This window comes from Pseudomonas sp. HTZ2 (genome assembly GCF_033173945.1).
Classification (GTDB): Bacteria; Pseudomonadota; Gammaproteobacteria; order Pseudomonadales; family Pseudomonadaceae; genus Aquipseudomonas; species Aquipseudomonas guariconensis.
The window spans coordinates 538517-555913 of record NZ_CP137332.1; the positions used below are offsets into that span (position 1 = coordinate 538517).

Genomic DNA, 17397 nt, shown 5'->3' on the forward strand with positions numbered 1-17397 from the left:
GACGTTATTATGTTACCTCTTTCTGGCCCGCCGAGTACTCACCGTGTCCCGATTGCTTGCCCTTTTTGTCGCTTTCATCGCCTTCTCGGCCCACGCCGAGGTGCGCGTGTTGACCAGTATCAAACCATTGCAGCAGATCGCCGCGGCGGTCCAGGACGGCGTTGGCAGCCCGGATGTGTTGTTGCCGCCGGGCGCTTCGCCGCATAACTATGCCTTGCGCCCTTCCGACGTGCGGCGCGTGGCCAATGCTGACCTTTTGTATTGGATCGGCCCGGACATGGAAAGCTTCCTGCCCCGGGTGATCAACGGCCGTACCAAGCCTAGCGTTGCGGTGCAGTCGCTCCAAGGCATGCACCTGCGCCATTTTGGCGAGGACAGCCATGCCCATGAGGATGACGGCGATGACCATGATCATGATCACCGCCCGGGCAGCCTGGATGCGCACTTGTGGCTGTCGTCGGCCAACGCGCGGGTGATCGCGGCGAAGATGGCCAGCGACCTGGCCGCCACCGATCCGACGAATGCCGCTCGTTACCAGGCCAACCTCAAGGCCTTCATCGACCGTCTGGATGCCTTGGACCTGCGCATCAAGGCCCGGGTAGCAGGTGTCGAAGGCAAGCCGTACTTCGTGTTCCATGAGGCTTTCGATTACTTCGAGGCGGCATATGGCCTCAAGCACACCGGTGTGTTCAATGTGGCCGCCGAGGTACAGCCTGGCGCGCAGCATGTCGCTGCCATGCGCAAACGCCTGCAGGAAGCGGGCAAGACCTGTGTGTTCAGTGAGCCGCCACTGCGCCCGCGCTTGGCCGAAACACTGACGGCTGGTCTGCCGGTGCGTCTGGCCGAGCTCGATGCCTTGGGAGGGAACGATCCTGTGGATGCCAAAGGCTATGAGCGGTTGCTGGAGAAGCTGGGCAATGAGCTGACGGGGTGCCTGGAGCAGCTGTGAATCGATGGAGGCGTTTTCGCGGGAAAACCCGCTCCTACAGGGATAGCGCCACCTTTTCAAGGCTGGCGCTGATGCTGTTGGGAGCGGGCTAACCCGCGAAGAAGCAGACGAGGTCAGAGGGCGAACGGCAGGCCCAGTGCCACTTGCTGACGGTGCGCCAGGCGCACCTCGAACTCGCTCGGGTCGTGGATCATCACGTCCATTCCGGCAAACGCCTGGGCCGCGATCAGGCGCGACAGCCAGAACCGCACGCATGCCACGCGCAGCATGACCGGCCACAACTCGGCTTCGGCAGCGGTGAACGGACGCAGTGCAGCATAGGCGGCCAGCAGCGCTTGGGCGCGTGGCACATCGATGCCTCCGGCTTCATCCAGGCACCAGTCGTTCACGGTGATGGCGATGTCATACAGCATCGGCCCCGAACAGGCGTTGTAGAAGTCGATCACGCCGGTCAGGTGCGTGCCTTCGAACATCACGTTGTCGCGGAACAGGTCGGCGTGCAGGTTGGCCCGTGGCAAGGCCAGGATCTGCGCTTTGTGCGCGTCGATCTCGTTCAGCGCAGCCTGCAGCATCTGGCCCTGCCCGGTATCCAGGCCTGGCATCAGCTCGGCCCCGGCCTCGAGCATCCAGATCAGGCCGCGGTCGGTGCGACGCTCGATGATGTGCTCGCGGGTGGCCAGGTGGATATGCGCCAGCAACTCGCCGACCTGGGCGCAGTGCTGGTTGTTCGGCGCCTTGATGTGCTTGCCCGACAGCCGTGGCTGCAGCAGCGCGGGCTTGCCGCACAGTTCGCGCAGGGCATTGCCGTCGCGGTCGCGCAGGGCGTAGGGCACTGGCATGTCGGCATCGTGCAGCACATCGAGCAATTCGATGAAGAACGGCATGTCCTCGGCTGGCCCGCGCTCGATCAGCGTCAGGACGAATTCCCCCTGCTCCAGGCTGACGAAGAAATTGCTGTTCTCGGTGCCGGCGGCGATGCCCTGGAAGTCGAGCAAGCGGCCCAGCTCATACGGCGCCAGAAAGGTTTCCAGCTCAGGCCGGGTCACAGGGGTGAAGACTGACATGATGAAAAGAAGCCCATGCGGGCACTTCCACCCGGAAGTGCCTGGTTGATGTGAACGATACGCCTCAGATTACCACTCGAAGATCTTCCAGGACGGAATCAGCATGTCCGGCTGGTCGGATCGAATGAAGTTACCTTCGGAGCCATCGGCGCGTACCAGGAAATAAGGCTTGCCGTGCTTGGGCGTCACCTTGATCGCATACAGGAAACCGTTCTGCCGGTACTCCTGGATGGTTTTGTCGCCTTCCGTGCGAATGGTTACATCGGGATCTGCCGATGGGGCGTCTTCCGCCGCCAGGGTGACGACTGGCATGGTGGCCAACAGACCGAGCAGTAACAGGCGATTGAGTGTACGCATGATAACCTTGTCCCTTTGTCGTCAATTGTTCCCGCTATTCTAGCGCCGGACCTGCCGAAAAGGTTGATTCTCCTCATGAGCCAAGCGCCCCTCGTCCTGGTGGACGGTTCCTCCTACCTCTACCGCGCCTTTCATGCGCTGCCGCCGCTGACCACCTCAAAGGGCATGCCCACGGGTGCGGTCAAGGGTGTGCTGAACATGCTCAAGAGCCTGCGCAAGCAGTATCCGGACAGCCTCTTCGCGGTGGTCTTCGACGCCAAGGGAGGCACGTTCCGCGATGCCATGTTCGCCGAATACAAGGCCAATCGCCCGAGCATGCCTGATGATCTGCGGGTGCAGATCGAGCCGCTGCATGCCAGCGTCAGGGCCTTGGGCTATCCCCTGCTGTGTGTCGAAGGTGTCGAAGCCGACGATGTCATCGGCACCCTGGCGCGCAGCAGCGCGGCCTTGAATCGGCCAGTGATCATCTCGACCGGCGACAAGGACATGGCGCAATTGGTGGACGGGCACATTACGCTGGTCAATACCATGACCGGTAGCGTGCTGGACGTCGCTGGCGTGCACGAGAAATTCGGTGTCGGTCCCGAGCACATCATCGACTTCCTCGCGCTGATGGGCGACAAGGTCGATAACATCCCCGGTGTGCCGGGGGTTGGCGAAAAGACCGCGGTCGGCTTGCTGACGGGTATCGGTGGCGGCCTGAGCGACTTGTACGCCAATCTCGACAAGGTACCGGGGCTGCCGATTCGTGGCGCCAAGGGCCTGCCGGCCAAGCTCGAGGAGCACCGCGAGGCGGCGTTCCTGTCCTACGAGTTGGCGACCATCAAGGTCGATGTGCCGCTGGACATCGAAGTCGAGGCGCTGGTGTGCGGCGAGCCGGACCGTGACGCATTGCTGGCGCTCTATACCGAGATGGAGTTCAAGAGCTGGATCGCCGAGGTTCAGCGCGATGCGGCCCAGGTCGGTGACGTGGTCGCACCGCCCCCTGCGTCGCAGGCCAAGATCGAGCCCAAGTACGAAACCATTCTCGACCAGGCGCGCTTCGACGTCTGGCTCGACAAGCTGCGCCAGGCGCCGTTGTTCGCCTTCGACACCGAGACCACCAGCCTGGACGCACAGCAGGCGAAGCTGGTCGGCCTGTCGTTCGCGGTCGAGCCGCATGAGGCTGCCTATGTGCCGCTGGCCCATGACTACGAGGGCGCTCCGACGCAACTGGACCGCGACAGCGTATTGTTGGCGCTCAAGCCGCTGCTGGAAGACCCGGCCAAGGGCAAGATCGGTCAGAACGCCAAGTACGACATCAATATCCTGGCCAACTGTGCCCTGGGTGGCGACCCGGCGCAGGGCATCCAGATGCGCGGCGTGACCTACGACACCATGCTCGAATCCTACGTGCTGGATTCGACCGCCACCCGCCACGACATGGACAGCCTGGCGCTCAAGTACCTGGATCACAGCACCATCGCGTTCGAGGACATTGCCGGTAAAGGCGCAAAGCAGCTGACCTTCAACCAGATCCCGCTGGAAAAGGCCGGCCCTTACGCGGCCGAGGACGCCGATATCACCCTGCGCCTGCACCACGCCCTGCAGGAGCGTCTGGCCAAGACCCCCAGCGTGCAGCCGGTTTTGATGGACATCGAGATGCCTCTGGTGCCGGTACTGGCCAAGATCGAACGCCAAGGGGCATTGGTCGATGCCGAGCTGCTCAAGGTGCAGAGCGGTGAGCTGGGCGTGAAGATGGCCGAGCTCGAGCGTGAAGCCTTCGCGCTTGCAGGCGAGGAATTCAACCTGGGCTCGCCCAAGCAGTTGGGTGTGATTCTCTACGACAAGCTGGGCATGCCGGTGCTGAGCAAGACCGCCAAGGGCCAGCCCTCCACGGCCGAAGCGGTGCTGGCTGAACTGGCCGAGCAGGATTACCCACTGCCTACGGTACTGATGGAATACCGTTCTCTGAGCAAGCTCAAGAGCACCTATACCGACAAGCTGCCAGAGCAGATCAACCCGCGCACCGGCCGGATCCACACCTCCTACCAGCAGGCTGTGGCCGCCACCGGGCGCCTGTCGTCCAGCGACCCGAACCTGCAGAACATTCCGGTGCGCACTGCCGAAGGCCGGCGGATTCGTCAGGCGTTCGTCGCCAGCCCCGGCTACAAGCTGCTGGCGGCCGACTATTCACAGATCGAACTGCGCATCATGGCCCATCTGGCCAAGGACGAAGGGCTGCTGCATGCCTTCCGCAACGACCTGGACGTGCACCGGGCTACCGCCGCGGAGGTTTTCGGCGTGCCGCTGGAGCAAGTCACCAACGACCAGCGCCGAAGTGCCAAGGCCATCAACTTTGGCCTGATCTACGGCATGAGCGCTTTTGGCCTGGCCAAGCAGATCGGTGTCGATCGCAAGCAGTCCCAGGACTATATCGACCGCTATTTCGCCCGCTACCCTGGCGTATTGGCCTACATGGAGCGCACTCGCGCCCAGGCCGCCGAGCAGGGCTTCGTCGAAACCTTGTTCGGTCGCCGCCTGTATTTGCCGGACATCAACGCGAAGAACCCGGCGCTGCGCAAGGGTGCCGAGCGCACCGCGATCAACGCGCCGATGCAGGGCACCGCGGCGGACATCATCAAGCGCGCCATGGTGGCTGTGGATAACTGGCTGACCGATAGCGGCCTGGATGCACGTGTGATCCTGCAAGTCCACGATGAACTGGTGCTGGAGGTGCGTGAGGACTTGGTCGAACAGGTACGGGAGCAGATCCGTCCCTACATGAGCAATGCCGCGCAGCTGGATGTGCCGCTGCTGGTGGAAGTGGGCATTGGCTCGAATTGGGACGAAGCTCACTGAATCGAGCAGGGCAAGCAGGATAGGATGTGTGGCGAGAGTCGTGGATCCACTGTCGGTTCAGCGCTGGCGGTTCTGAGGTTTCATGAAACTATCGCAAATAGTTTTCAGGGCCTTGGAACTAAACCGGTGAAGCGGGACTCAGAGTAACTGAATGGCTGGTGAAGCCTTTCGATGCTCCTATGTTGTGTTAAGTGTTGGCAGATACCCGGACCCCGCCCTAGCGGTCCGGACTTGAACCCCGAACTTCCCCCTCCCCATACGAAGTCCGGGGTTTTTTTTGCCTGGAATTTGGCGACCAACTTGCGCCTGGCGCTGTGGGAGCGGCTTTACCCGCCATCGGGTATCAAGCGTACGCTCCCACCGGACACGGCCTTGTCCTCAGGCGGGCTTGTCTTCCAGCTCCATCCACTCGGCCAACACGCCGTAGGCTTCCTCGAGCCCCAGGCGCTTGGGGGCCGAGAACAACTGGATGGTCACCCCATCGCCCCAGCCCTTGCGGATTTCCGACTGCACCTTGAGCAGCGTGTTCTTGGCCGCGCCAAAGGTGAGCTTGTCGGCCTTGGTGAGCAGGATGTGCATTGGCATGGCGCTGGCCTTGGACCAGTCGAGCATCATCTTGTCGAAATCGGTCATCGGGTGACGCACATCCATCAGCAGGATCACTCCGCGCAGGCACTCACGGCTGCCCAGGTAGGCTTCCAAGTGATGCTGCCAGTGCTGCTTGAGTGGGATCGGGACTTTTGCATATCCGTAGCCTGGCAGGTCGACCAAACGCCGTTCATCGTCCAGACTGAAGAAATTCAACAGTTGGGTGCGCCCGGGGGTCTTGGAGGTACGCGCCAGGCTGGCATGGGTCAGGGTATTGAGGGCGCTGGATTTGCCGGCGTTGGAACGACCGGCGAAAGCCACCTCGTAACCCTGGTCTTGAGGGCATTGTTCGACCTTGGCGGCGCTAAGGGCGAATTTGGCTTTCTGGCAGAGGCCGAGGATGGGGTTTTTGACTTGCATGGGATATCCGATATGGGTGTTGCCAAGGCCAGCCATTCAGGCGCCGGGCGCGGCAAGCTGTGTCGTTTCCGTTTGGATGGCGGAAGTATATAATGCCCCAGTTTTTGTGTGCGCATTATCCCGGCGTAGGATGATGTGCATGGGGTGTCGAACAATAGCTCGCGCATTAGAACGCAGCGCGGCCCCCAACCCTGAAAGGTCGTTGCGCATGGCGAAATGGCTGCTTGCTGTCGGTATGTTCCTGCCGTTTTTAAGCGCTCAGGCTACACAGGATCCCGAGGCGTTGTACAACCGCACGTGTGCGGCCTGTCATGCCGGGCAGTTGCCACAGGCCCCCCAGCGGGGTGATCGGGCAGCGTGGAATCCGAGGCTTGCGCAAGGTATGGACGTATTGGTGGCGCATGTTACCCAGGGTTTCAAGGCTATGCCGCCGCGTGGATTGTGCATGGACTGCAGTACCGAGGACTACCGGTCTGTCATCCTCTGGATGAGCGACAGTCCCGATACATAACATTTCACCCCTAGCCGTGTTGGATTAGCTGATGAACAAACTATTCGTGAGTCTGCTGTTGACCATGGGTGTCGCAGGTGCGGCCAATGCTGCGGAACCCATCAAAGGCGATGCTGCTGCCGGTCAGGCCAAGACAGCCGTCTGTGGAGCCTGCCACAACCCTGACGGCAACAGCCTGGCGCCGAACTTCCCCAAACTTGCCGGCCAAGGCCAGCGCTATCTCGAAAAACAACTGCACGATATCAAGTCCGGCAAGCGTACCGTGCTGGAGATGACCGGCATGCTGACCAACTTCAACGATCAGGACCTGGCCGATATCGCCGCCTACTTCTCAAGCCAGAAGGGCAGTGTCGGTGCGGCTGATCCCAAGCTGGTCGAGCGTGGCCGCGCGCTGTTCAACGGTGGCGACCTGGAGAAAGGCATGCCGGCCTGCACCGGTTGCCATTCGCCCAATGGCGCAGGCATCGCCCTGGCGGGCTTCCCGCACTTGGGGGGCCAGCACGCCCAGTACGTGGCCAAGCAGCTCACCGACTTCCGCGAAGGCAACCGCACCAATGACGGTGATGCCATGACCATGCGTTCGATCGCAGGCAAGCTGAGCAACAAGGACATCGAGGCCTTGGCCAGTTACATCCAGGGCTTGCACTGAACCCTGTAGGCCCTCGCAGGCCCTGCGCATTAACGTTCGGTTAATGCTGCCTGGCAAAGATGAAAGGGCGGCCTGGACCGCCCTTTTTTCTGTCCATAGCCGTTACACTACAGAACCCGAGCCCTTCCCGACCGGTCTTAGCTACCGGTCGCGTCGAGGCGACCAATGACTGCTCAGGAGTAAAGCATGCGTAAACTGATTCTCAGCGCTGCGCTGGTCGCCGCCAGCGTATTCGGAGTGACCGCCGTACAGGCCGCGGAGCCTGTCGAAGGTCAGCAGTATTTCGAGCTGAGCAACCCCGTTCCTGTTTCCGTCCCGGGCAAGATCGAAGTCGTCGAATTGTTCTGGTACGGCTGCCCGCACTGCTACCACTTCGAACCGACCATCAATCCATGGGCTGAGAAACTGCCGGCCGACGTCAACTTCAAGCGCGTGCCCGCCATGTTCGGCGGCCCCTGGGATGCCCACGGTCAGATGTTCCTGACCCTCGAGGCCATGGGCGTCGAGCACAACGTCCATGCCGCGGTCTTCGATGCCATCCAGAACAAGCGCATGCGCCTGACCAAGCCTGAAGAAATGGCCGACTTCCTCGCCACCCAGGGCGTGGATAAAGACAAGTTCCTCGCCACCTTCAACTCGTTCGCCATCAAGGGCCAGGTGCAGCAGGCCAAGGACCTGGCGAAGAAGTACGAAATCACTGGCGTGCCGAGCATGGTCGTCAACGGCAAGTACCGCTTCGACCTGGGTACCGCCGGCGGGCCGGAAGGCGTGCTGGATGTCGCCGACCAGCTGATCGCCAAGGAGCGCGCCGCTAAATAAGCGGCGTTGCCCATGAGCCGCTTTCGCTCCACACGCCTGGTTGGCCTGCGGCAACCGCAGGTCAACGAGCATCACCTGCAGGCATCAGGCTTGCCGGCGGATGGGCGACTGCGCCTGCTCAGCTTCAATATCCAGGTCGGTATCAGCACCGAGCGCTATCGGCACTACCTGACCCGCAGCTGGCAGCACCTGTTGCCGCACAATGGGCGGGCCGGCAACCTGCAGCGGATCGGCGAACTGCTCGGTGACTTCGATCTGGTGGCCTTGCAGGAAGCCGATGGCGGCAGCCTGCGCTCGGGTTACATCAATCAGGTCGAACATCTGGCCCAGCTCGGGGCATTTCCGTACTGGTACCAGCAGCTCAACCGCAACCTCGGGCGTTTCGCCCAGCACAGCAACGGCGTGCTCAGCCGCCTCAAGCCACAGCATCTCGAAGATCACCCCCTGCCTGGCCCAGCCGGTCGAGGTGCGATCCTGGTACGTTTTGGCGAAGGCGAAGACGCCCTGATCGTGGTGATGATGCACCTGGCGCTCGGCGCCAAGACACGGGCCCGGCAATTGGCGTATGTCCGCGAGTTGATCGGCGGCTACCGCCATCAGGTGCTCATGGGCGACATGAACACCCATGCCAATGACCTGCTCGAGCATTCGCCCCTTCGCGATCTGGGCCTCATCGCGCCGCAGGTCGAGGCCACCTTTCCCAGCTGGCGCCCCCAGCGCTGCCTGGATCACATCCTGCTCAGCCCGAGCCTGACCCTGGAACGGGTCGAGGTGCTGGCCCAGCCAATTTCCGACCACCTTCCGGTTGCCGTCGAGATTCGTTTGCCTGATGCACTGACTGTGGATACGCTGCCGGCTTTGGGCTGATTGCTATCACCGGTTTGCGGATCCAGGCATGACAGACGAAGGCGAGCGCTGGAAAGAGAAGTACCTCAAAAGCATCGAACAGCAAGAGAAGCTGGAGCGCCGTTGGGAAGCTCGTCTCGATCTGCTGCGTCGCGGCCTGGTGCGCAGCACCTTGGCGGCCGAGGGCAGCGACAAGACAGTCGACCAGTGCATGAAGGAAATGCGCGAGGTCATTCGCAGCGACAACATGGACGCGGGGCTTGCGGGCCTGTTGCCACGCTTGGAAAAAGCCGTGCTGGACTCCGAGCAGCGCCGCGAGACCCGCATGACGCAGGTCAGCGAAGCCCTGACCTCGCTGGTCGAGCAACTGCAGCGCTTGCCCTTGCCCGGTGATATCGCCCGGCCCCTGAAGAAACTTTCAAAGAAACTCGATGGTGGGGTTAGCCAGTCCCGAGAGCTGCCGCCGCTGCTGGGCGAGCTGAGCGGCCTGCAGGGTCGCGCCCTGAGCGTGCTGCAAAGGCCCGATGAAGAACCGCGACCAGGATTCCTCCAGCGGCTGTTCGGCGGCCGCGAGGCGGACCTGGAGCCGGCCACCCAGCTTGCTGAGGCCAGGCCTGCCGAGATCCTCGAAAAAACGCTGGCCGAACCTGCGGCGCTGGCCGATGTGGATGAACTGCATCCCTTGGCGCAACCGCAGATAGACCCTGGGCAGGCTGCTGAGCGCGATGACGATGCGCTGCCCCCTGAAACGGACGTCGAAGTAGCTGAGCTGAGCGGTACCGACGAGCCTCGCCCGCACGAAGGAGCGCTGGAAACCCTGCCGCTGCCTGAAAGCCCTGAGGCGGTTTCGTCGTCACCCATTGAAATCGAGCCTGCCGACGCGTCTGCCGTCGTCGCGGAGCAAGAGCTTGCTCATGTGCAAAGCACATTGGAAGCAGAAGGCCCGTATGCCCTCCCTGACGCTGTGGAACCCCCCTACAGCACCGTCGCGGCGCATATCGAGCAGACGCTGATCGGCCTGCTCGACGACCTGAGCCTACCGGAGCGCCATAAGGCACAGGCGTTGGCCATGCGCGAGCGGGTATCGCGTGGGTTGAACTGGTACGAGCTGATTCCGGTGCTCGATGACTTGGCCGTGCTTATGCTGGCCATCACCGACAGCGGCCAGCATGAATTCGAAGCCTACCTGCAACAGCTCAACGGGCGCCTGGAAACCTTCCAGAGCCACCTGCAAGAGGCCAGTGCCGGGCATGCCGACAACAGCTGCGCCGCGCGTGAACTGGACAACCAGTTGCGTGAGCAGGTCGATGGCCTGCAAAGCAGTGTGCAGGGCGCCGCGGACGTGGACAGCCTCAAGCTCATCCTGGAGAACCGCCTCGAAGGCTTGCTGAACACCATGGATGAGCACCAGCATGAGCGCGATCGTCGTGAGCAGGAGCTGGCGGACCGCTTGAAGGGCCTAGCCGATCGAGTGGCGAACATGGAGCAGGAAGCCCTCGGTTATCGCGAACACCTGGAGGAACAGCGCCAGAAAGCCCTGCTCGACCCTCTCACGGGGCTGCCCAATCGTGCGGCCTGGTCGGAGCGCGTCGAGCGGGAGGTCCAGCACTGGCAGGCCCACGGCGGGCATCTGCTGATGGCTATTCTCGACCTGGACCACTTCAAGCGGATCAACGACTACTATGGTCACCTGGCTGGCGACAAGGTCCTCAAGATCGTCGCCGACCAGTTGCGCAAGCGTCTGCGAGAGCAGGATTTCATCGCCCGGTTTGGCGGCGAGGAGTTTGTCGTGTTGCTGCCGCAGACCTCGCCTGCTGTCGGCCTCAAGCTGGCCGAGACCTTGCGAGCGGCCGTCGAGGCCTGCCCGTTCCACTTCAAGGGCGAGCGGGTGGTGATCACCACCTCTATCGGCCTGAGCGCTTTCCGCTCTGGCGAGCGAGGCGACCAGGTTCTCAAGCGCGCGGACGACGCGCTGTACCGAGCCAAGGATCAGGGCCGCAATCGCGTGGAGCAGGCATAATTATTTACCGCATTCACTGCGACCCTGGTGCTGACAATGGTCGACCGGAAACCTGATGGACAGGTTTCGGCCCCTTGATCGAACAGGAAATAGCAGATGAAAGCACTCAACGGATTGGCCGTGTTTGCCATGGTGCTGGCCGTGCAGACGACCGCAATGGCCAAAGAACATGTGTTTACCGCTCATGTGGCGGCGGATGGCACGCTGTTGCGGCAGTCCCCGAAATGGATCTCCGACATCACCCATCAGCCCCAGCCCAACTACTTCAGCTTGTACAAGCTGAAGTTGAACAAGCAGGTTGTGCGGCAGGACCCGGGCTTTTGCACAGTCTCTGCCATCGATGCCAGCAGTTACGATCGCCAGCTGCATGGACAAGCCAAGGTAACGGGCAAGCCTTCGGCAGAAAAGGTCGACGTGATGACTCAGCTGGTCGACAAGAAAGGACCCAGTGGCGACAACGACCTGGAGTTTCTTTTGATGTGCACGCGGTGATTGCGTTTCTCGAGCTGTAGTGAGAAGTGCACGTTATACTGTAGCGCTGTTGCCGATTACTTTACTGACGTGCCCTCTCCCATGAAAACGCTTTTTGCCGGGCTGATGTTGTTGATGGTGGCTGGCTGCTCCACCGGCCTGCGGATCGACCGTAACCATCCTTCCGTCAACCATGACAGCCGTATCCAGTTCATCGTCCTGCATTACACCAACGCATCCCTGGAGCGCTCCTTGGCCTTGCTGACCCATGGCGAGGTCAGCAGCCATTACCTGGTCGGCGATGGGCCAGCCACCGTTTATCAACTGGTTGATGAAAACCGCCGGGCCTGGCATGCCGGCGACAGCCAATGGCAAGGGCGTACTTGGCTCAACTCCAGCTCCATCGGCATCGAGATCGTCAACCCAGGCTACACCGACACACCCAACGGGCGCGTCTGGCACCCCTACAGCGAGGCTCAGATCCAGGCCTTGATCGCGTTGCTCAAGGATATCGTCAAGCGCAATCACATCGAGCCACGGCACATCATCGGCCACAGTGATATCGCGCCGCTGCGCAAGCTTGATCCAGGCCCGCTGTTCCCGTGGAAACGTCTCGCCGATGCCGGCCTTGGCGTTTGGCCAGACGCAAATGCCGTTGCACGACAACAGGCATATTTCAGCGTCAATCCTCCGACCATCAGCTGGTATCAGCAGCAATTGGCGCGATTCGGTTATGCGATCGAGCAGACCGGCGAGCTGGATGTTGTCACTCGCCATGTGATCGCGGCCTTCCAGATGCGCTTCCGTCCTCAGCGCTTCGACGGCATGCCGGATGCACAGACCGCGGCGATGCTGCAAGTCTTGAATCGCTCGCGCTGAGTAACGGTAACGAAACCTTTCTGATGGTGTCATACGCCAAACGGGCAGGCTGACTTCTCGCAGAGTTGCTATACCTCTTGGTAATCAACTGGATGCCTGTGATGTCAGCCTTCCTTGCGACACTGCGTCAAATTTTCCACCGTCCCTGGATGCTGGCTGGGCTGGCCGCATTTTCCAGCGCAATCGTGCTGCTCGCAGGAAGCTTTGGTGTCGCGCTGCAGCAGATGAAACAAAACGAAAGCGCCCAGATGAACGCCCGGGGCGAGCGTTTCCTGGAGCGCCTTGAACAGATCTTCGGCCAGTTGCGCGAAGGCGTGGACCAATTGCAGGCGCAACCTCTGCGCGGTTGTGATGCGGCGATGGTTGCGGCCTTGCAGCAGATCGGCTTGAGTTCGCGATTCATCTATGAGGCCGCCTATGTGGACGGCGCGGTAGTCTGCTCCAGCCGTGGCGCCGAGAGCACCCTCGAACCCCTTCGTGCTCCGGACATCCAGGGGCCCACCTACAGCTATTGGCTCAACACCAGCACCGAGCCGAACGAGAACCTGGCCGCCTTGATGCTGGGGCGCGGCAAGTTCCTGGTATCTACCTCGCGGGGTCATCTTTCCGATGTGGTCGACTTGCCGCCGGGTGGCAGCGTGCTGGTCGTGCTCGACCATGGTACCCGGGCGATCCCCGTGCTCGGCCCGCCCCAGCGCTGGCCTCCGCCGACAGTGGAATGGCCGCCGCCACCGAACCAGTCGTTGCTGGAGAAGAACGACTGGTTGCTCTATCACATGCCGACCAACTCGCCCGACTACCAGTTGGTGTTGATCGCGCCTCGGGCGGGCCTGCCTCTGAAGATGAACGGGATGCTCTGGCTGCTGTTTCCGGGCAGCCTGGTATTGGCCTGTTGCGTCGGCTGGCTGGTGCTGCAGTTGATTCTGCAACGGCGCTCGATGAGTTCGGAGCTGCAGAACGCCTTGCGTCGGGGCGAGCTGCAGGTGCTTTATCAGCCGATTTTCGAGCTCGACAGTCGCCGTTGCGTCGGTGCTGAGGCCTTGGTGCGCTGGCTCAGACCGGATGGCTCGCTGACCAGTCCCGATCTGTTCATCCCGTTGGCTGAAAACACTGGGCAGATCCGCCAGATCACGGACTTCGTGTTGCAACGGGTGCTGGAGCAGTTGGGCCAATTGTTGCGGGCCAATCCTTCGCTGTACATCTCAGTGAATCTGGCGGCCTGTGACGTGATGGTGCCACGCATCGGAAGGGTGGCGGCCCGATTGCTGGCGCATCACCGGGTGGCGGCCAGCCAGATCGCCTTCGAGGTGACCGAGCGGGGCCTGATCGATGTGGTGGTGGCGCGTGACAATTTACAGGCCTTGCGCGCGGTGGGGCATCAGGTCCTGATCGACGACTTTGGCACAGGCTATTGCAGCCTGGCTTACCTACAGACGCTCCCGGTCGACTGCCTGAAAATCGACAAGGCTTTCATCGATGCGCTGGGGCATGACGCTGCGAGCAGCGGCGTGGCGCCGCACATCATTCGCATGGCCCACTCCCTGCACCTGCGAGTGATTGCCGAAGGGATCGAATGCGAGGACCAGGCGGAGTTACTCAATAGCGAAGGTGTCAATTATGGGCAAGGCTGGCTGTTTGCCCATCCGCTCAGTGCCCGGCAGTTCACCGAACTGGTGACTCGTCAGCGGCGCAAAGGCAAATAGCCGGCGGCGAAGGTTGTGGGTGAACCCACTCTTACAAGTTCAATGGTGCTGTCGAGAACGGCCTGGATCCTCTGGGCGCAGGTTACTCGCGAAGCACACAGCCCACGGTGGAGGTTCTACACGGGCAAGGTCATGTAGAACTGCGTCCCCTGCCCTGGACGGGAATACACACCCATCCGCCCGCCATGCAGCTGGACGATCTCCTTGCACAACGCCAGGCCCAAACCGGCTCCGCCTTTCTTGCGCCCGACCTGGACGAAGGGCTCGAAGATCCGGGCTTGCTGGCCATAGGCGATGCCTTCGCCGTTGTCCTCCACCCCGATGATCACTCGTTCGGCATGCCGCCGCGCATGCAGCCGGATGCGCCCATCGTTGGCGGTATGACGGAGCGCGTTGTGCAACAGATTGTCCAGCACCCGGTCCAGCTGCGCGGCGTCTGCCGGGATGCGTGGTAGAGGGGGCTCGACGTCTATGAACAGCTCGATGTTCTTCTGCGCGGCCTGCTCGGCAAAGCGTGAATGGGCACGCTCGAGTAGCTCTTCGATGCTGCAGGGCGAAAGCTCCAGCTTTTGCAGGCCGCTCTGGTAGCGGGAAAAGTTGAGCAGGTCGTTGATCAGTTGGGTCAGGCGCTGCATCTCCTCGCCGATGGTGTCCAACAGGTCGTTCTCCCGCGCTTGGGGTGGAAACGTCACCCGTTCTCGCAACAGGCCAAACGCCATGTGCATGCCGGTCACCGGCGTACGCAGCTCGTGGGAGGCCCGCAGGACGAATTCACTGCGCACCCGCTCGAACGCTCGCTGCTCGGTGACGTCGTGCAGCACCATTACGGCTCCAAGGATCGGCCCTTGTGGGTGGCTGACCGGCGTCAAGCTGTAGGTGAGCAGACGGGTTTCGTCGTCCACCTCGATGCTCAGGTCGTCCGGCGGTCGGTCCAGGCTACCGCCGCGCAAGACCTGATGCAGTTGTGGCTCGAGCTCCGGGCGCTGTAATGCTTCGGCAAGGCCCGTTCCAACTCGACTGATGTCCCAACCCAACTGGCGTTGCGCCACAGGGTTCAAATGTTCAAGGCGGCCTTGGCGGTCGATGATCAGCAGACCATCGTCGATGCTGTCGAGCACGGCCTGCAGGCGCTGCTGGCCGGCCAGCAGTTCATCGATGTTGGTGGCCTGGTGTTTGCGCAGGGCATCGGCCATCAACCCGAAGCGCCGGGTGAGCTGGTTGAGCTCGGTAGCCTGGGTGACTGGCAAGGTGACGTCGAAATTGCCTTGGCCGACCTGATCGGCGGCCTTGGCCAGGGCCTCGATGGGTTGGCCGAAACGGCGAGCGATGTTGTGCGCTGTGACGAACCCGAGCACCACTACCAACAGTCCCATCAAGCCGAGCACGCCGCTGATCAGCAGGGCGCGGTCGCGCGCTTGTTCTTCGCTGCGTGTGATGCGCTCCAGGGCCTGCTTGTGGGAGTCGATCAGGTCGGTACGGACCTGATTGAAGGCGGCGCCCAAAGGTTGCTCGGTGTCCATGCTGCGCGCGGGCGCCGCGCTTTCGCGGTAGGCCTGGAGAAAGGCTTGGTAATTGCTGCTGGCCTTGCTGAAGGCGGTGCGCTCGCCGCCTTCGGCAAGGCCTTGGTTGAGCAGGGATTGGAAGTCTTCCTGCAGGGTCACCAGATTGCGTGGGTCGGTGTCCGCATCGAGGATGAGCTTCAACTGCTCTCCAAGGTTCTGTCGTAGCTTGAGGGCGATCTCCAGCGTATGGGTGGTGTCCCCCACCAATCGCTGTTGCACTGTAGCCATCTGCATCACACTGACCAGCCCGAGCAGCAGGCCGAGCAAGGCGACCGTGACCAGGGCCGAGATGCTCAGGAAAAGCCGCGTGCGCAGCTTCATGGGCCACTTCATAGGTTGTACTGCTTGCGTTTGCGGTACAGAGTCGAGGCGTCGATCCCCAGCGTCTTGGCCGCCTGGTCCAGGGTATCGCTGGCCGCCAGCACCGCGCCGATGTGGGCGCGCTCTAGCTCGTCCAGGCTCAGGGCGGCGCCGATGCGTGGTGCGTTGCTGGTGGGAGGCTCGGCCATGCCCAGATGGCTGACTTCCACGCGCTCCTGCGGACAGATGATGCTCGCCCTCTCCACTACGTTGCGCAGTTCGCGGATGTTGCCCGGCCAGCGGTAGTTGAGCAGTGCCGTGCGGGCCTCGTCGCTGAACACTCGCGCGGGCCGGGCATATTCCTTGACGAAGCGGGCCAGGAAGCGCTCGGCGAGCATGAGGATGTCTTCGCTGCGTTCACGCAGCGGGGGCAGGTGCAGGGTGATGACGTTGAGGCGGTACAGCAAGTCCTCGCGGAAGCGACTTTCACGAACCATTTCTTCGAGGTTGAGGTTGGTCGCCGCGAGGATACGTACATCGGCGCGGCGGGTGACAGGATCGCCAACCCGCTCGTACTCCTTGTCCTGGATGAACCGCAGCAGCTTGGGCTGCAGGGTCAGAGGGAAGTCGCCGATTTCATCGAGAAACAACGTCCCGCCGTCCGCCTGGCTGACGCGGCCGAGGGTGCTCTCGCTGGCCCCGGTGAAGGCGCCGCGGGTGTGGCCGAACAACTCGCTTTCCATCAATTCGGCATTGAGCGAGGGGCAATTGATGGTCACGCAGGCCTTGCGCATTCGCTTGCTCCAGCCATGGATGGCGCGGGCCAGTTCACCTTTACCGGTACCGGACTCACCCAGGATCAGAATGTTGGCATCGGTGCTTGCCACCTGCCGGGCAGTTTCCAGCACCGCCATCATGGCCGGGCTGTGGGAGTCGAGGCCGTCCTTGGGTTTGCGCACCTCGCCTTCGAGCGCTTCCAGGCGGGCGGACAACTGACGGACCTCCAGCTGCTTGGCGGTGGCCAGGCGCAGTTGGTCGGGGCTGCAGGGTTTGACCAGATAATCGGCAGCGCCGGCCTGGATTGCGTCCACCGCCGTGTCGACCGCTGAATGGGCAGTGACGATGACCACGCGCATCCACGGTGCCTGAATGCGCATCTGCGCCAGGACATCGAGGCCGTTGTCTTCGCCTAGGCGTAGATCGAGAAAGCACAAGTCGAACACCTGGCGTTGCAACAACGCTTCAGCCTGGGCGGCGCTGCTGGCCGTGGCGACGCTGTAGCCTTCATCTTCCAGGCAATAACGGAAGGTTCGCAGGATCGCGGATTCGTCATCCACCAGCAGAATGCGGCCTTGGTTGTCCTGGGCTGATTCCATTTTCCTGCGCTCCTTCGGGATTGATCTCAATTAGTGTCGGAA

Annotated in this window: 15 protein-coding genes; 10 read left to right on the forward strand and 5 right to left on the reverse strand. The window is 62.0% G+C overall.

Going from position 1 to position 17397, the window contains the following annotated elements; all coding sequences use genetic code 11:
• Positions 1-43 precede the first annotated feature (43 nt).
• Positions 44-949 carry a zinc ABC transporter substrate-binding protein gene (locus R6G97_RS02530; protein WP_317847755.1) on the forward strand — a complete coding sequence of 302 codons (906 nt, stop codon included), beginning with the start codon at positions 44-46 and terminating at the stop codon, positions 947-949.
• 113 nt (positions 950-1062) lie between these two features.
• Here R6G97_RS02530 and R6G97_RS02535 read toward each other — a convergent pair whose 3' ends face one another.
• Together R6G97_RS02535 and R6G97_RS02540 are read right to left on the reverse strand one after the other, a co-directional pair.
• Complete coding sequence (locus R6G97_RS02535; protein ID WP_043207718.1) at positions 1063-2013, reverse strand: homoserine kinase; 951 nt, start codon at positions 2011-2013, stop codon at positions 1063-1065.
• A 69-nt stretch (positions 2014-2082) separates the two neighbouring features.
• Complete coding sequence (locus R6G97_RS02540; RefSeq protein WP_043207720.1) at positions 2083-2370, reverse strand: DUF2782 domain-containing protein; 288 nt, start codon at positions 2368-2370, stop codon at positions 2083-2085.
• A 75-nt stretch (positions 2371-2445) separates the two neighbouring features.
• On the opposite strand from R6G97_RS02540, the gene polA reads away from it, so the two are divergent.
• Positions 2446-5211 (forward strand): DNA polymerase I, encoded by a 2766-nt coding sequence (gene polA / locus R6G97_RS02545; protein WP_043207722.1) that lies wholly within the window; start codon positions 2446-2448, stop codon positions 5209-5211.
• Between the two features lie 378 nt (positions 5212-5589).
• Here the strand turns inward: polA and yihA are convergent, their stop codons facing one another.
• Positions 5590-6219 (reverse strand): ribosome biogenesis GTP-binding protein YihA/YsxC, encoded by a 630-nt coding sequence (yihA, locus tag R6G97_RS02550; RefSeq protein ID WP_070575832.1) that lies wholly within the window; start codon positions 6217-6219, stop codon positions 5590-5592.
• Positions 6220-6427: 208 nt separating this feature from the next.
• Between yihA and R6G97_RS02555 the strand changes: the two genes are divergently transcribed.
• The 8 genes from R6G97_RS02555 to R6G97_RS02590 all read left to right on the forward strand — a co-directional run bounded on the left by R6G97_RS02555 (position 6428) and on the right by R6G97_RS02590 (position 14117).
• Entirely contained in the window at positions 6428-6730 is a 303-nt protein-coding gene (locus tag R6G97_RS02555) for a c-type cytochrome (RefSeq protein ID WP_043207724.1), read from the forward strand.
• A gap of 31 nt (positions 6731-6761) precedes the next feature.
• Positions 6762-7379: a c-type cytochrome gene (locus R6G97_RS02560; protein ID WP_043207726.1), complete on the forward strand. Its 618-nt coding sequence runs from the start codon at positions 6762-6764 to the stop codon at positions 7377-7379.
• Positions 7380-7565: 186 nt separating this feature from the next.
• Positions 7566-8198, forward strand: coding sequence for a thiol:disulfide interchange protein DsbA (gene dsbA, locus R6G97_RS02565; protein WP_043207728.1), 633 nt, complete (start codon positions 7566-7568; stop codon positions 8196-8198).
• A 12-nt stretch (positions 8199-8210) separates the two neighbouring features.
• Positions 8211-9065, forward strand: a complete 855-nt coding sequence (locus tag R6G97_RS02570; RefSeq protein ID WP_043207730.1) for an endonuclease/exonuclease/phosphatase family protein — start codon at positions 8211-8213, stop codon at positions 9063-9065.
• 28 nt (positions 9066-9093) lie between these two features.
• The gene (locus R6G97_RS02575) at positions 9094-11064 is read left to right on the forward strand and encodes a GGDEF domain-containing protein (RefSeq protein ID WP_317847756.1); all 1971 of its coding nucleotides are present in this window, start codon (positions 9094-9096) and stop codon (positions 11062-11064) included.
• Positions 11065-11160: 96 nt separating this feature from the next.
• Complete coding sequence (locus tag R6G97_RS02580; RefSeq protein ID WP_052352394.1) at positions 11161-11556, forward strand: hypothetical protein; 396 nt, start codon at positions 11161-11163, stop codon at positions 11554-11556.
• 81 nt (positions 11557-11637) lie between these two features.
• Positions 11638-12414 (forward strand): N-acetylmuramoyl-L-alanine amidase, encoded by a 777-nt coding sequence (locus R6G97_RS02585; protein WP_102082110.1) that lies wholly within the window; start codon positions 11638-11640, stop codon positions 12412-12414.
• Positions 12415-12515: 101 nt separating this feature from the next.
• Positions 12516-14117 carry an EAL domain-containing protein gene (locus tag R6G97_RS02590; protein WP_043207735.1) on the forward strand — a complete coding sequence of 534 codons (1602 nt, stop codon included), beginning with the start codon at positions 12516-12518 and terminating at the stop codon, positions 14115-14117.
• A 116-nt stretch (positions 14118-14233) separates the two neighbouring features.
• Here R6G97_RS02590 and R6G97_RS02595 read toward each other — a convergent pair whose 3' ends face one another.
• Positions 14234-16012: a KinB sensor domain-containing domain gene (locus tag R6G97_RS02595; RefSeq protein WP_182942108.1), complete on the reverse strand. Its 1779-nt coding sequence runs from the start codon at positions 16010-16012 to the stop codon at positions 14234-14236.
• Positions 16009-17355, reverse strand: coding sequence for a sigma-54-dependent response regulator transcription factor AlgB (gene algB, locus R6G97_RS02600; RefSeq protein WP_043207739.1), 1347 nt, complete (start codon positions 17353-17355; stop codon positions 16009-16011). Before algB ends, R6G97_RS02595 begins: the two co-directional genes overlap by 4 nt.
• Between the last annotated feature and the right edge of the window lie 42 nt (positions 17356-17397).

Excerpts from the sequence above, each read along its gene's own strand:
- R6G97_RS02535 (WP_043207718.1), bottom strand. The coding sequence starts at position 2,013 with ATGTCAGTCTTCACCCCTGTGACCCGGCCTGAGCTGGAAACCTTTCTG.
- R6G97_RS02540 (WP_043207720.1), bottom strand. The coding sequence starts at position 2,370 with ATGCGTACACTCAATCGCCTGTTACTGCTCGGTCTGTTGGCCACCATG.
- polA (WP_043207722.1), top strand. The coding sequence starts at position 2,446 with ATGAGCCAAGCGCCCCTCGTCCTGGTGGACGGTTCCTCCTACCTCTAC.
- yihA (WP_070575832.1), bottom strand. The coding sequence starts at position 6,219 with ATGCAAGTCAAAAACCCCATCCTCGGCCTCTGCCAGAAAGCCAAATTC.
- R6G97_RS02555 (WP_043207724.1), top strand. The coding sequence starts at position 6,428 with ATGGCGAAATGGCTGCTTGCTGTCGGTATGTTCCTGCCGTTTTTAAGC.
- R6G97_RS02560 (WP_043207726.1), top strand. The coding sequence starts at position 6,762 with ATGAACAAACTATTCGTGAGTCTGCTGTTGACCATGGGTGTCGCAGGT.
- dsbA (WP_043207728.1), top strand. The coding sequence starts at position 7,566 with ATGCGTAAACTGATTCTCAGCGCTGCGCTGGTCGCCGCCAGCGTATTC.
- R6G97_RS02570 (WP_043207730.1), top strand. The coding sequence starts at position 8,211 with ATGAGCCGCTTTCGCTCCACACGCCTGGTTGGCCTGCGGCAACCGCAG.
- R6G97_RS02575 (WP_317847756.1), top strand. The coding sequence starts at position 9,094 with ATGACAGACGAAGGCGAGCGCTGGAAAGAGAAGTACCTCAAAAGCATC.
- R6G97_RS02580 (WP_052352394.1), top strand. The coding sequence starts at position 11,161 with ATGAAAGCACTCAACGGATTGGCCGTGTTTGCCATGGTGCTGGCCGTG.
- R6G97_RS02585 (WP_102082110.1), top strand. The coding sequence starts at position 11,638 with ATGAAAACGCTTTTTGCCGGGCTGATGTTGTTGATGGTGGCTGGCTGC.
- R6G97_RS02590 (WP_043207735.1), top strand. The coding sequence starts at position 12,516 with ATGTCAGCCTTCCTTGCGACACTGCGTCAAATTTTCCACCGTCCCTGG.
- R6G97_RS02595 (WP_182942108.1), bottom strand. The coding sequence starts at position 16,012 with ATGAAGTGGCCCATGAAGCTGCGCACGCGGCTTTTCCTGAGCATCTCG.
- algB (WP_043207739.1), bottom strand. The coding sequence starts at position 17,355 with ATGGAATCAGCCCAGGACAACCAAGGCCGCATTCTGCTGGTGGATGAC.